This is a genomic window from Streptomyces sp. NPDC004732, assembly GCF_040609235.1.
GTDB lineage: Bacteria > Actinomycetota > Actinomycetes > Streptomycetales > Streptomycetaceae > Streptomyces.
The window spans coordinates 139,922-154,034 of record NZ_JBEXJR010000015.1 but is presented as its reverse complement, the minus strand read 5'-3'; the positions used below and the strand labels follow the sequence as shown (position 1 = coordinate 154,034).

Genomic DNA, 14,113 nt, shown 5'->3' with positions numbered 1-14,113 from the left:
GGGCTCTGCCCAACACGCGGGCGGGCGGCGCTTTTTGATGCGCCGTCCGCCCGTCGGCGCGTGCGGGGCGAGCCGTGAGCCTTATCTCGCGCTCCTCACCCTTACGCCGCTTGGTGCAAATGGCTGCAATAGGGGATGTACCAGGCCCCCGGCATGCGGATGTAGCCCAGTTGGCGTGTAAGTTCCGGGGCCGAGAGCCATGGAAGGGACCAATCCGGTGAACAAGAAGCTTGCAGCCGCACTGTCCGGCGGTGCGGTACTGGTACTCGCTTTGTCTGGGTGCAGTGACGACGGCAACAAGAAGCTGGACGACTGGGCCAAGAAGGTCTGTGACTCGGTGCAGCCGCAGTCGAAGAAGATCGCGGACGCCAACACCGCGATCCAGAAGGAGACCTCTGACAACAGCGCGCCGGCCGACGTCCAGAAGACCGACTCCAAGGCGTTCCAGGACATGTCCGACGCCTACAAGTCGATGGGCGACGCCGTGAAGAACGCGGGCGCGCCCCCGGTCGACGACGGCAAGAAGAAGACGGACGACGCCGTCAAGGAACTGAACGCCATCTCCAAGTCGTACGGCGACCTGAAGAAGCAGGTCGACGGCCTGGACACCAAGAACCAGGCGGACTTCGCCGACGGCCTCAAGGACGTCGCGGGCGACCTGGACAAGCTGAGCAAGAGCGGCAGCGAGGCGCTGGAGAAGCTCCAGGAGGGGGAGGTCGGCAAGGCGATGCGCAAGCAGGACAGCTGCAAGAGCGCGTCCGCCACGCCCTCCGCCAAGAGCTGATCCCGGGCTGATCCCGAGCTGACCCCGGGCTGATCCCGGGCTGATCCCGAGCTCACTCCGGGGCGACTGCGAGCCGACTCCTTCGGCCGCACGTTCCCGATGCTCCGATGCTCCCGATGCCCTCGGCACCCAGGCGGTGCCGAGGGCATCGGCGTGCCCGGCGGGCCACAATGGAGGGGTGAGTAACGCCAGCCTTCCCCTGCCCTCGTCCGACCGCGCCGATGCCGCCGCCGCCCTGCGCGACGCGCTGCTCGCCGCCGACTTCACCGCCGACGGGCTGCTCGACCTGCTCGGCGCCCCCGCCTACACCGCGCTCGCACGCAGTGAGACCGTGCCCGCGCTGCGGGCCACGCGCGGGGACGGGGCCCTCCCGGCGCTAGTACGCCTCTTCCTGCTGCAGGAATCGGTGCCCCACGCGCGCGTGGCGGACGTTCTGCCCGTCGACGTACTCCTGGAGAGCGACTGGCTGGCTGAGCGGGACGGCGAGCTGTGGGCGACGGTGGACGTGCGCCCGTACGGCGGACCGAGTGGTGAGGACTGGTTCATCGTCTCCGACCTGGGCTGCGCGGTCGGCGGCGCGGGCGGCATCGGCAAGCACGAGGAAGGCGTCGTCCTCGGGGTGGGCGGCGCGTCCACCACCTTGGCGGGCATCACGGTGCGCGGGCCCGTCGCGAGCGCCCTCGACCTGGGCACCGGCTCCGGCATCCAGGCCCTGCACGCCGCGCAGCACGCCACGCGCGTGACCGCGACCGACCTCAACCCCCGTGCCCTGCGGTTCACCCGGCTCACCCTGGCCCTGTCCGGCGCCCCGGAGGCGGACCTGCGGGAGGGCTCGCTCTTCGAACCGGTGGCGGACGAGACGTACGACCTGATCGTGTCCAATCCGCCCTTCGTGATCTCGCCGGGGGCCCGCCTCACGTACCGGGACGGCGGCATGGGCGGGGACGATCTGTGCCGGTCGATCGTTCAGGAGGCGGGGGAGCGGTTGAACGAAGGGGGTTACGCGCACTTCCTGGCCAACTGGCAGCACGTGGAGGGCGAGGAGTGGCAGGACCGGCTGCGGTCCTGGGTGCCGCGCGACTGCGACGCCTGGATCGTGCAGCGCGAGGTGCAGGACATCACGCAGTACGCCGAGCTGTGGCTGCGGGACGCGGGGGACCACCGCACGGACTCCGCGGAGTACGCCGCGCGGTACGACGCATGGCTGGACGAGTTCGAGGCGCGGGGCACGCGGGCCGTCGGATTCGGCTGGATCACGCTCAGGAAGACGGCCGCCGCCGAGCCTTCCGTCACCGTCGAGGAGTGGCCGCACCCCGTCGAGCAGCCGCTCGGCGACACGGTGCGGGAGTTCTTCGAGCGGCAGGAGTACCTGCGTGCGCACGACGACGCCGCGCTGCTCGCCGCGCACTTCAAGCTCGCCGACGAGGTCGTGCAGGAGCAGGTCGGGCTGCCGGGCGCCGAGGACCCGGAGCACGTCGTGCTGCGCCAGCACCGCGGGATGCGGCGGGCCACCAAGGTGGACACGGTGGGCGCCGGGTTCGCTGGTGTCTGTGATGGCTCGCTGAGCGCCGGACGGATCCTGGACGCCATCGCGCAACTGGTCGGGGAGGACCCGGTGTTGTTGCGGGACCGGACGCCCGCGCAGATCAGGCTCCTCGTGCAGCAGGGCTTTCTGCTTCCTGCGGGGACGTAACCGCTCTGCGCATCGCGCCCGATCGAAGCGCGATCGAAGCGCGATCGAAGCCCGATCGAAGGCCGATCGAAGAGGGAGAATCGGCCAACTTCCCGCCCGCACCGGGCATTTCGGATGCGACGCGGGCGGGCCGCCCGCCGTTCATCCCGATTTCGTACTCCCGATTCCCGTGCGTGTCAGCCTCCCGGCAGGGCAACTCGGCACGGGGAGGCAAGACCATGGAGAGCGGACCAGCGATCTTCGCCGGAACGGTGTTCGCACTGTTCGGCGCCGGACTGCTGATGTGGACCGGTGCGCGTGTCGCGCACCGCTCGCCGGTCGCCCAGGGTGTGAACCCCATCGCATCGGCGACGTTCGCGACGCTCGCGGGATCGGGCGCGCTGCTGCTCGGAGTGTGGTGCTTCACGCGGCTGTGAGACGGCTCGGGCGACACGGCGGAGCATTTGCTTCCGGTTGATCGGACACGCGTGGCACGGCCGCGGGACACCCGCGCCCAGGCAGGGCGGACCCCCTCTCCGAGGCCCTGCGGCCACCCGCTTCCCAGTGATCGCACAGGTGGCGCGCGGGCCCCGGCCACGCAGGGCGGCGAAACAGCGGGTCGCCACTCCGGGCGGCAGGAATGGCGGTAGTCGGGTTACCGTTCGAGTGGCCGTTGCGGGCTTTTCCCGTTTGACACGGGGGCGGGATGTACCGTCACACTCCGCAGCGACAGCGCAACGCAAGCCATGCGGGCACTGTCACCGCACAGCCACGAGCATTGCCACCGTGCAATGCGACTGGGCGGTGCCACGCGGCAGTGCGACCGATGCACTGCTGCCGCGCACTGCCACCGAGCGTCGACCGGAGAGAAGAGCGAAGTTGTCCCCGACCAGCGAGACCGCACAGGGCGGCCGCCGACTCGTCATCGTCGAGTCGCCTGCCAAGGCGAAGACGATCAAGAGCTACCTCGGCCCCGGCTACGTAGTCGAGGCCAGCGTCGGGCACATCCGTGACCTTCCCAACGGCGCCGCGGAGGTGCCCGACAAGTACACCGGCGAGGTGCGCCGCCTCGGCGTGGACGTCGACAACGACTTCGAACCGATCTACGTCGTCAACGCCGACAAGAAGTCGCAGGTCAAGAAGCTCAAGGACCTCCTCAAGGAGTCCGACGAACTCTTCCTCGCCACCGATGAGGACCGCGAGGGCGAAGCCATCGCGTGGCACCTCCTCGAGGTACTGAAGCCCAAGGTCCCCGTCCACCGGATGGTCTTCCACGAGATCACCAAGGACGCGATCCGCAGCGCCGTCGCCAACCCGCGCGAGCTCAACAAGCGCATGGTCGACGCGCAGGAGACCCGCCGCATCCTCGACCGTCTCTACGGCTACGAGGTCTCGCCGGTCCTGTGGAAGAAGGTCATGCCGCGCCTGTCGGCAGGCCGTGTGCAGTCCGTGGCCACCCGCCTCGTCGTCGAGCGCGAGCGCGAGCGCATCGCCTTCCGCTCCGCCGAGTACTGGGACCTGACCGGCACCTTCGGCACCGGCCGCGCCGGTGACGCCTCCGACCCCTCGCAGCTCGTCGCCCGCCTCACCACGGTCGACGGCAAGCGCGTCGCACAGGGCCGCGACTTCAACTCCGTCGGACAGCTCAAATCCGACACGCTCCACCTGGACGAGGCGAACGCCCGCGCGCTGGCCGCCGCCCTCCAGGACACGGCCTTCTCCGTACGCTCCGTCGAGTCCAAGCCCTACCGCCGCTCGCCGTACGCCCCGTTCCGTACGACGACGATGCAGCAGGAGGCCTCGCGCAAGCTGGGCTTCGGCGCGAAGGCCACCATGCAGGTGGCCCAGAAGCTGTACGAGAACGGCTTCATCACCTATATGCGTACGGACTCCACGACCCTGTCGGACACGGCGGTCACCGCCGCCCGTGCGCAGGTCACGCAGCTCTACGGCAGCGACTACCTGCCGGACAAGCCGCGCACGTACGCCGGGAAGGTCAAGAACGCGCAGGAGGCGCACGAGGCGATCCGCCCGTCAGGGGATCGTTTCCGCACGCCCGCCGAGACCGGCCTGACCGGTGACCAGTTCCGGCTCTACGAACTGATCTGGAAGCGGACCGTCGCCTCCCAGATGAAGGACGCGACGGGCAACTCCGTCACGGTCAAGATCGGTGGCCGCGCCGCCGACGGCCGCGACGCCGAGTTCAGCGCGTCCGGCAAGACCATCACCTTCCACGGCTTCCTCAAGGCGTACGTCGAGGGCGCCGACGACCCGAACGCCGAGCTGGACGACCGCGAGCGCAGGCTCCCGCAGGTCAACGAGGGCGACGCGCTCTCCGCCGAGGAGATCTCGGTCGACGGCCACGCGACGAAGCCCCCGGCCCGCTACACCGAGGCCAGCCTCGTCAAGGAGCTCGAAGAGCGCGAGATCGGCCGCCCGTCGACGTACGCGTCGATCCTCGGCACGATCCTCGACCGCGGCTACGTCTTCAAGAAGGGGACGGCACTCGTGCCCTCCTTCCTGAGCTTCGCCGTCGTCAACCTGCTCGAGAAGCACTTCGGGCGCCTCGTCGACTACGACTTCACCGCCAAGATGGAGGACGACCTCGACCGCATCGCGCGGGGCGAGGCCCAGGCGGTGCCGTGGCTGCGGCGCTTCTACTTCGGCGAGGGCGAGGGCTCCGGCGGCGCCGCCGACGCGGGCAACGGCGACGGCGACCACCTCGGCGGACTCAAGGAGCTCGTCACCGACCTCGGTGCGATCGACGCCCGCGAGGTGTCGTCCTTCCCGGTCGGCAACGACGTCGTGCTGCGCGTCGGCCGCTACGGCCCCTACATCGAGCGCGGCGAGCGGGACTCCGAGAACCACCAGCGCGCCGACGTCCCCGACGACCTGGCGCCCGACGAGCTGACCGTCGAGTACGCGGAGGAGCTGCTCGCCAAGCCGAGCGGCGACTTCGAGCTCGGCGCGGACCCGCACAGCGGCAACCAGATCGTCGCCAAGGACGGCCGCTACGGCCCGTACGTCACCGAGGTGCTCCCCGAGGGCACCCCGAAGACCGGCAAGAACGCGGTCAAGCCGCGCACGGCCTCCCTCTTCAAGTCCATGTCGCTCGACACGGTCACCCTTGAGGACGCCCTCAAGCTGATGTCCCTGCCGCGCGTGGTCGGTGCCGACGCGGAAGGCGTCGAGATCACCGCGCAGAACGGGCGGTACGGGCCGTATCTCAAGAAGGGCACCGACTCGCGCTCCATCGACGCCGAGGAGCAGCTCTTCACCATCACGCTGGACGAGGCCCTGGAGATCTACTCCAAGCCGAAGCAGCGTGGCCGCGCCGCCGCCAAGCCGCCCCTGAAGGAGCTCGGCGAGGACCCGGTCAGCAAGAAGCCGGTCGTCGTGAAGGACGGCCGCTTCGGGGCGTACGTCACGGACGGCGAGACGAACGCGACGCTGCGGGCGGCCGACTCCGTCGAGGACATCACCCCGGAGCGGGGTTACGAGCTCCTCGCGGAGAAGCGGGCCAAGGGCCCGGCCAAGAAGACGGCGAAGAAGGCACCCGCCAAGAAGGCGCCTGCCAAGAAGACCGCCGCCAAGAAGACGGCGGCCAAGAAGACCACTGCCGCGAAGAAGACCACCGCAAAGAAGACTGCCGCCAAGAAGACGGCCGCTTCCAAGGGTGCTGCTTCGGAGGAGTGACCCTTCAGAGAAGTGACCCTTCAGAGAAGTGGCGCTTCTGAAGAGTGATGTTCCCGTGCCGGGTGTCCTGATTTGGGCGCCCGGCACAGTGGATTCCGCGCATCTCGCCCGTCACGGGACCTGACGGTCGTTTGTTCGGGTGGCTCCGCGGGGAGCGGGTCCGTCCAGATAGGCTGGACGGATGACGCGTGCCGAGCAGCCAACGGCCGGAAACCCGGCCCCCGACGACGCCCTGGTCGCAGATTCCCGAGAGCGTGCCGTCCGCGCCTTGCTGCGCGTACCCCAGCTGAAGAGGCTGTGGAGCGCCCAGCTCGTCGACAGTGTCGGCGACGCGCTCGCGCTGCTCGTCCTGGTGATTCTCGCGCTCCAGTCGGCCATCGCCGAAGGCGCCTTCGGCGGCGGCTACCGCGGCGTCGCCTTCGCCGTGACCGCCGTCTTCGGAGCACGCGTTCTCGCGACGCTGCTCTTCGGAGCGGTGCTGCTGGGCCCGCTCACCTCGCTCACCTCTCCGGACGGCCCGCTCGACCGGCGCTGGACCATGATCGGCGCCGACGGAGTGCGGGCCGCGCTGCTCGTCGTCGCCCCGCTGTGGATCGACTGGACCCCGGACAACGCCCTCGCGGTGATCCTGGTGACGTCGTTCGTCATCGGCGTCGCCGAACGCTTCTGGACGGTCGCCAAGGAGAGCGCGGCGCCCGCGCTGCTGCCCGCACCGCCCCTGGAGGGCGCGACGGTACGGCCGCTGCCGGACCACATGGACGCACTGCGGCGCCTGTCCCTGCGTACGGGATTCCTGGCGCTGCCCATCGCGGCCGCGACCCTCGTCGGCATCACCCTCATCGGCAACCTCCTGGGCGCGGGCCTCGACTGGTTCGAGCTGCACCAGGCCGGGCTCGCCTCCTTCGTGGCGGCCGGGCTCTTCGCCGCTGCGCTGTCGATCGTCTACTTCCTCGAACTTCCCGGTACGCAGACGCCCCGCGCGCGCAGCCCGCTCGAGGGGCTGCGCAGGCCGCGTACCGGCACCGGCACCGACAAGGGCCGCACCGGCGCGATCCCGCTGTTCGTCGCGGCCTGCGCCGCCGTCGCGGGGGCCGTCGCGGCCGCCGTCGCCGTCGCCGTGCTGCACGCCAAGGACCTGGGCGGCGGACCCGTCACGTACGGCCTGATCGTCCTCGCGCTGACCGGCGGCACCGCCATCGGCATCCGCACCGCGCCGTCCCTGCTGCCCACACTCTCGCGCCGCAGGCTGCTCGCCATCGCCATCGCCCTCACCGGCATCGCACTGCTCGCCGCGGGCCTCGTGCCCGACGTGACGACGGTGCTGCTGCTCCTGGCCCTCGCCGGGGTCTGCGCGGGCGTCGCCGCGAACATCGGCCACGCGCTGCTCGACCAGGAGGTCGAGGACTACCGCAGGGCCCGCACCACGGAGCACCTCCACGCGGTCGTACGTCTCTCCCTCGCGCTCGGCGCGCTGGTGGCCCCGGTGGTCGCCGCCGCGATCGGGCCGCACCGCATGGTCAACGGCAAGTTCGTCTTCGACCACGGCGGCGCCGCGTTCACGCTCATGCTGGTCGGCGCCCTGCTCCTGCCGGTGGCCGCGCTCGTCCTGGCCAAGGCCGACGACCGACAGGGCGTCCCGCTCCGGAACGACCTGCTGGACGCGCTGCGCGGCGGCGACGACCCGGTGCAGTCCGCCTGCGCCACCGGCTTCTTCATCGCCCTGGAGGGCGGCGACGGCGCAGGCAAGTCGACGCAGGCCGAGGCGCTCGCCGAGTGGATCCGCGCCAAGGGACACGAGGTCGTCGTCACGCGCGAGCCGGGGGCGACGCCCGTCGGCAAGCGGCTGCGGTCGATCCTCCTCGACGTCTCGTCGGCCGGTCTCTCGCACCGCTCCGAAGCACTCCTGTACGCCGCCGACCGCGCGGAGCACGTCGACACCGTCGTGCGCCCCGCCCTCGAACGCGGCGCCGTGGTCATCTCCGACCGCTACATCGACTCGTCCGTCGCCTACCAGGGCGCAGGACGTGACCTGTCGCCGACCGAGGTCGCCCGCATCAACCGCTGGGCGACCGGCGGCCTCGTACCGAACCTGACGTGCCTGCTCGACGTGTCGCCCGAGGCCGCCCGCGAGCGGTTCACGGAGGCGCCCGACCGACTGGAGTCGGAGCCCGCCGAGTTCCACGCGCGCGTGCGGTCCGGTTTCCTCACGCTCGCCGCCGCCGACCCGGGGCGGTACCTGATCGTCGACGCCGCCCAGGAGCCCGAGGCGGTCACGACCGTCATCCGGCACCGGCTCGACCTGGTGCTCCCGCTCTCCGAGGCCGAGGTGAAGGCGCAGGAGGAGGCCCGCAAGGCCGCCGAGGAGGAGGCGCGGCGCAAGGCCGAGGAAGAGGCCGCGCGCAAGGCCGAGGAGGAGCGTCTGGAGCGCGAGCGCCAGGAGCAGCTCGCCAAGCTCCGTGCCGAGGAGGAGGAGCGCAAGCAGCGCGAGCTGGAGGAGGCCCAGCGCCGCGAGGCCGAGCGCCAGGCCGAGGAGGCCAGGAAGCGTGCCGAGGAGGCACGGCGCAAGGCCGAGGAGGAGAAGGCGCGGCTGCTCGCCGAGGAGAAGGTGCGGGCGGCCGAGGAGGCGCGGCGCCGCCGGGAGGCCGAGGAAGAGGCGCGGCTGCGCGCCGAGGCGGAGGAGCGTCGGCTCGAGAAGCAGCGGAAGGCCGAGGAGGCGCTGCTGCGGGCCGAGGAGGCGCGACGGCTCGCGGCGGCTTCTGCGGCGGCGGCCACGGCGGTATCGAATCCGGTTCCGGCTCCCGAGCGGAAGGCTCCGGCTCCTGCACGGAAGGCCCTTGCTCCTGAGCGGAAGACACCGGCTGCGGAGCAGCAGACGGCGGCCCCCGAGCAGCAGGCCCAGGCTCCTGAGGACAAGGCGCCTGCCGCGCCGCCCGTGCCCGACAACGAGACCACCGTGCCCACGCCCGTGGTGAAGCTCCCCTCCGGAGCGGCCGACGAGACGGCCGTGCTCCCGGCCGTCGGTGCCGAGGGGCCCGGCGCGGAGGAGACCGCGGTGCTGCCGCAGCCGCCCGCTCCGGAAGGCGCCACGGACGAGACGGCCGTGCTGCCTGCCGTGGGGCAGGACAAGGTTCCGCCGGGCTACTTCCGGGACGAGCGGCCCGCGCCCCCGTCCGACGGCGGCAACGACAGGACCCGCGAGCTGCCCCAGGTCGACGAGCAGGGAGTGCCCCGGCGGTCCCCCTCCGACTGGGCCGAGGAGACGCCGCTCGACGACCTGCCGTCGCTGGCCGACGAACTGCTCGGGTCGCACGAGGACGAGAACGACAGGGACGACAGGAACGACGAAGGCGGCGGGCGGGGTCGTCGCGGCCGACGCGGGCGCTGAGGTTGCTCAGGTCGCTGAACACCGCGGCCGGGCCGGATTGTCAGAGGCGTCCTTCACAATGGGCAGTCCGGCAGAACAGCAGAGCGCAGCGTAAGGCGGTGACCCCATGAGCGTGTGGGACGACCTGGTGGGGCAGGAGCGGGTGAGCGAGCAGCTGGGCGCCGCCGCTCGGGACGCCGACGCGCTGGTGACCGCGGCCGCCACGGGCACGCCGCCTCCGGAGTCGTCGAAGATGACGCACGCCTGGCTGTTCACGGGCCCGCCCGGCTCCGGCCGGGCCACCGCCGCCCGCGCCTTCGCCGCCGCCCTGCAGTGCACGAGCCCGGACCGCGCGCTCGGCGGCGCCCCCGGCTGCGGCTTCTGCGACGGCTGCCACACCAGCCTCATCGGCACCCACGCCGACGTGGAAGTGGTGCGCACGGACATGCTCTCCATCGGCGTGAAGGAGACCCGCGAACTCGTCAGGCGCGCACAGCTCTCGCCCGCCGTCGGGCGGTGGCAGGTCATCGTCATGGAGGACGCCGACCGCCTCACCGAGGGCGCGGGGAACGTGCTCCTGAAGGCCGTCGAGGAACCCGCACCCCGCACGGTGTGGCTGCTCTGCGCGCCTTCCCTGGAGGACGTGCTGCCGACCATCCGCTCCCGCTGTCGGCACCTGACGCTGCGTACGCCTCCCGTGGCCGCGGTCGCCGACGTGCTCATCCGCAGGGACGGCATCGAGCCGGACGTCGCGGCGGCCGCGGCGCGCGCCACACAGGGGCACATCGACCGCGCCCGGCGGCTCGCGACCGACCCGCGCGCGCGTGAGCGCAGGGCCGCCGTCCTGAAGCTGCCGATGCGGGTGGCGGAGATCGGCGGCTGTCTGAAGGCCGCCCAGGAGCTCATCGACACGGCGACCGAGGACGCGAAGCAGGTCGCCGAGGAGGTCGACGTCAAGGAGACCGAGGAGCTCAAGGCGGCGCTCGGCGGGGGCCAGGGCGGTCGGATGCCGCGCGGCACGGCCGGTGCGATGAAGGAGCTCGAGGACAAGCAGAAGCGGCGCAGGACCCGTACGCAGCGCGACAGCCTCGACCTCGCGCTCACCGACCTGACCGCGCTCTACAGAGACGTGCTCGCCCTGCAGCTCGGCTCGCAGGTGGCCATCGCCAACACCGAGGTGCAGGACATGCTGCAGCGCCTGGCCCTGGGCGCCTCGCCCGAGGCCACGCTCCGCCGCATCGAGGCCATCAGCGCCTGCCGTACCGCCCTCGACCGCAATGTGGCGCCGCTGCTCGCGGTCGAGGCGATGACGGTGGCGCTGCGGGCGGGGTGAACGTCCGGGCTCTGAACGCCCGGGCTCTGAACATCCGGGCTCTGAACATCCGGGCTCTGAACATCCGGGCTCTGAACATCCGGGCTCTGGCCATGGGTTGACGAGTTCACTCTTACGAGCGCGTTGAGTGATCACTCGCTCGCGGAGGGTTACTCTCGCGTGATGGACATCAGCAGTCGCGGCCGCCGAGGCCGTCGCAGCCGTCGCACCCGCCGCACCCGTCATCTCCCTCTCCGTACGTGCGGCATCCTGCTCGTGACCGCCGGGCTGCTCATCTCCGGCTGTTCGTCGGGGAGTTCACCGGCGGACGCCTCGCCGGCCGCGCTCTCCCGCTCGACGCCCGCGGAGCTCGCCCCGTACTACGGGCAGAAGCTGAGCTGGCGCGACTGCGGTGCGCCCGGGTTCGAGTGCGCCTCGATGAAGGTCCCGCTCGACTACGCGAAGCCCGCGGCGGGCGACATCAAGCTGGCGGTCTCCCGCAAGCAGGCCACCAAGAAGAAGGGGCGGCTCGGCTCGCTCCTGGTCAACCCGGGCGGCCCCGGCGGCTCGGCGGTCGGCTACCTCCAGTCGTACGCGGCCCTCGGCTACCCCGCGGAGGTCCGCGCCCACTACGACATGGTGGCCGTCGACCCGCGCGGCGTGGCCCGCAGCGAGCCCGTGACCTGCCTCGACGGCAAGCAGATGGACGCGTACACGCAGACCGACGTCACCCCCGACGACCGGCGCGAGACCGACGACCTGCGCACCTCCTTCCAGACGTTCGCAACCGGCTGCAAGGAGCGGTCGGCGAAGGTCCTGCCCCACGTCTCCACGATCGAGGCGGCCCGCGACATGGACGTCCTGCGGGCGGTGCTCGGCGACGACAAGCTGTCGTACGTCGGCGCCTCGTACGGGACCTTCCTCGGCGCGACGTACGCGGAGCTGTACCCGGCGCGCGTGGGCCGCCTCGTCCTGGACGGGGCGATGGACCCGTCGCTGCCCGCGCGCCGCATGAACCGCGACCAGACCGCGGGCTTCGAGACGGCGTTCCGGTCCTTCGCGAAGGACTGCGTGGCGCGCGGCGGGGACTGCCCCCTGGGCGACGAGAGCCCCGAGGACGCGGGCAAGCGCCTCAAGGCCTTCTTCGGCGGCCTGGACCGGCAGCCGCTGCCCATCGGCGCCAGCGGCGGCAGGCGGCTCGGCGAGGCGCTCGCCACGACGGGCGTGATCGCCGCGATGTACGACGAGGCGGGCTGGCCCCAGCTGCGCGACGCGCTCACCTCGGCGATGAAGAACAAGGACGGCGCGGGCCTGCTCGCCCTCTCCGACGGCTACTACGAGCGGGACGGCGACGGAAAGTACGCGAACCTCATGTTCGCCAACGCGGCCGTGAACTGCCTCGACCTGCCGCCCGCCTTCGCCACCCCGGCCGAGGTCGAAAAGGGCGTCGCCGCGTTCAAGGAGGCCTCCCCGGTCTTCGGCGAAGGCCTCGCCTGGTCCTCGCTGAACTGCGCGTACTGGCCGGTGCGGGCCACGGGGAAGCCGCACCGCATCGAGGCGAAGGGCGCGGCACCGATCCTGGTCGCAGGCACGACCCGCGACCCGGCCACCCCCTACCCCTGGGCGAAGGCCCTGGCCTCCCAGCTCTCTTCCGGCCGCCTCCTCACCTACGAGGGCGACGGCCACACGGCGTACGGCCGCGGCAGCGAGTGCATCGACTCCACGATCAACGCGTACCTCCTGAAGGGCACGGTCCCGAAGGACGGAAAGCGCTGCTCATAGGCGTTCGAAGGGGGTGTACGGAGCACCCCCGAAAACTGTGTAGACTTGGCCGCGTTGCTGATCGCACCATGGTGCGCACGGCGCGCCGCCTTAGCTCAGATGGCCAGAGCAACGCACTCGTAATGCGTAGGTCTCGGGTTCGAATCCCGAAGGCGGCTCCACTGCAAACCCGGCTCAGACACAGTCTGAGCCGGGTTTCTTGTTCTGGTAGCCCGCGCCCAGTGTCGCTACTTGTCGAGCAGGCGAGCTGTGGCCTGGGAGATCCAGGTGCCCACTGCCTCGCGGAGTGGGGTATTGGTCGCGAGCGCCTCTTCGTGGGCGAGCCAGTGTTCGCGGACTGCTCGTACTGTGTCCTCCGCCACAGCGGCGAGATGGGCATCGCAGGCGCCGAACCGTCGGTCCAACGCGCCTTCAAGCCGTTTGAAGGCGGAGAGCCTCACGCTGCTGAAGCGTTTGCTGCCGCCGAACTTCAGCCCTAGGTCCTCCGGCTCGTCACCCGGCGCGTAGGGGGCTGTCGATACCAAGTCGTACACCGGGGACAGTGAGGGGGTGCGGCCGTCACGGTAGATGAGTGACCAGTTTTTTAGGTGCGCATCGCCGTTTCCGACGGCGACGGAGAACGCGATTCGGCGTGCGGCCTCGCGGAGAGAGTCAACGTCCTGCCCTCGGTACGAAATTGCCGCGACAGTCTCGAAGGTCGACAGGTATTTGTCTTGTGGGTATTTGTCTCGCACCTGCGCAAGATCCTCAATGTGGATCCGCGATCGGATGCCGTCTTCAGCACGATCGAATCGTCGTACGGCATAGGCCCATTCCTCGGAGTTCGGCCACATACGGTCAGGTAGCCCTTCGAGCTGATCGCGATGGAGCAGGCGTACTTCGGGGGTGTCGATCCCGACTGTCTTAGCGAGCGACATGATCGCAAATTCGTTGCGCGGTACGTCCGCATGCCTATAGTCGGGGAACTTGACCAGCCAGTCGCCGAGCTCTCCGGCAGCTGGCGTTGTCAGCCGGTCGCCATGGGCAAGCATGGAGAACTTCAGAGCCACTCCCGCCAGAGAGAACCGCCAAGGAGAGTCGGCTGCCCCTGCTGGCGACTGTTCTTTACCTGCGGTGTGGTCCTGCCACTCCCAACCGTCTTCAGGTCCTTCTGCCGGAAGAACTTGGACGGCTCCTGGCAAGTCGTGGCCGACCTGTGCCAGGAGTTCCATCTCTCGGTCGAGGGAGACTCCTCGGTCGTCGGCGATCCACTCGCGCAGAGGGCCCTCGGGTAGGAGATTGGAGAACCACTTGGGCAGCCTTAGTGCCGATGCGTATGGCGCTCTGAGGTTCTCCTCGAACCGCAGGCCGAGGACGAATCGCTGTGGGTCCTCCAGATAGCGTTCATTCATTACGAATCGGGTGTAGTCCCCCTTCTGGCACAGCGTTCCGACGCGTTGTCCGTGAAGGAGAACCGCATAGTAGGTCTCGGGGAGGGCGCCCATCGTCCGAGTAGTCCGTTTC

At 70.5% G+C, this 14,113-nt stretch carries 8 protein-coding genes and 1 tRNA gene; 8 read left to right on the top strand and 1 reads right to left on the bottom strand.

The genetic code is table 11. The annotated features are described in order from the left end of the window. Positions 1 to 199: 199 nt before the first annotated feature. From ABZV77_RS35640 to ABZV77_RS35605, 8 genes are all read left to right on the top strand, one after another. Complete coding sequence (locus ABZV77_RS35640; RefSeq protein ID WP_356266303.1) at positions 200 to 784, top strand: small secreted protein; 585 nt, start codon at positions 200 to 202, stop codon at positions 782 to 784. Between the two features lie 178 nt (positions 785 to 962). Beyond that, entirely contained in the window at positions 963 to 2,477 is a 1,515-nt protein-coding gene (locus ABZV77_RS35635; RefSeq protein WP_356266301.1) for a class I SAM-dependent methyltransferase, read from the top strand. Between the two features lie 218 nt (positions 2,478 to 2,695). After that, positions 2,696 to 2,893, top strand: a complete 198-nt coding sequence (locus ABZV77_RS35630; protein ID WP_055567456.1) for a hypothetical protein — start codon at positions 2,696 to 2,698, stop codon at positions 2,891 to 2,893. Positions 2,894 to 3,335: 442 nt separating this feature from the next. Continuing rightward, the gene (gene topA / locus ABZV77_RS35625) at positions 3,336 to 6,152 is read left to right on the top strand and encodes a type I DNA topoisomerase (protein WP_356266299.1); all 2,817 of its coding nucleotides are present in this window, start codon (positions 3,336 to 3,338) and stop codon (positions 6,150 to 6,152) included. A 181-nt stretch (positions 6,153 to 6,333) separates the two neighbouring features. Further along, positions 6,334 to 9,537 (top strand): dTMP kinase, encoded by a 3,204-nt coding sequence (gene tmk / locus ABZV77_RS35620; protein WP_356266297.1) that lies wholly within the window; start codon positions 6,334 to 6,336, stop codon positions 9,535 to 9,537. A gap of 106 nt (positions 9,538 to 9,643) precedes the next feature. Further along, positions 9,644 to 10,849 carry a DNA polymerase III subunit delta' gene (locus ABZV77_RS35615; RefSeq protein ID WP_356266295.1) on the top strand — a complete coding sequence of 402 codons (1,206 nt, stop codon included), beginning with the start codon at positions 9,644 to 9,646 and terminating at the stop codon, positions 10,847 to 10,849. Between the two features lie 162 nt (positions 10,850 to 11,011). After that, on the top strand, positions 11,012 to 12,610 hold the full coding sequence (locus ABZV77_RS35610) for an alpha/beta hydrolase (protein ID WP_356266293.1): 1,599 nt from the start codon (positions 11,012 to 11,014) through the stop codon (positions 12,608 to 12,610). Positions 12,611 to 12,694: 84 nt separating this feature from the next. Further along, positions 12,695 to 12,771, top strand: a tRNA-Thr gene (locus ABZV77_RS35605). A 66-nt stretch (positions 12,772 to 12,837) separates the two neighbouring features. On the opposite strand, the gene ABZV77_RS35600 is transcribed toward ABZV77_RS35605, so the two are convergent. Then, positions 12,838 to 14,094, bottom strand: coding sequence for a type II toxin-antitoxin system HipA family toxin (locus ABZV77_RS35600; RefSeq protein ID WP_356266291.1), 1,257 nt, complete (start codon positions 14,092 to 14,094; stop codon positions 12,838 to 12,840). Between the last annotated feature and the right edge of the window lie 19 nt (positions 14,095 to 14,113).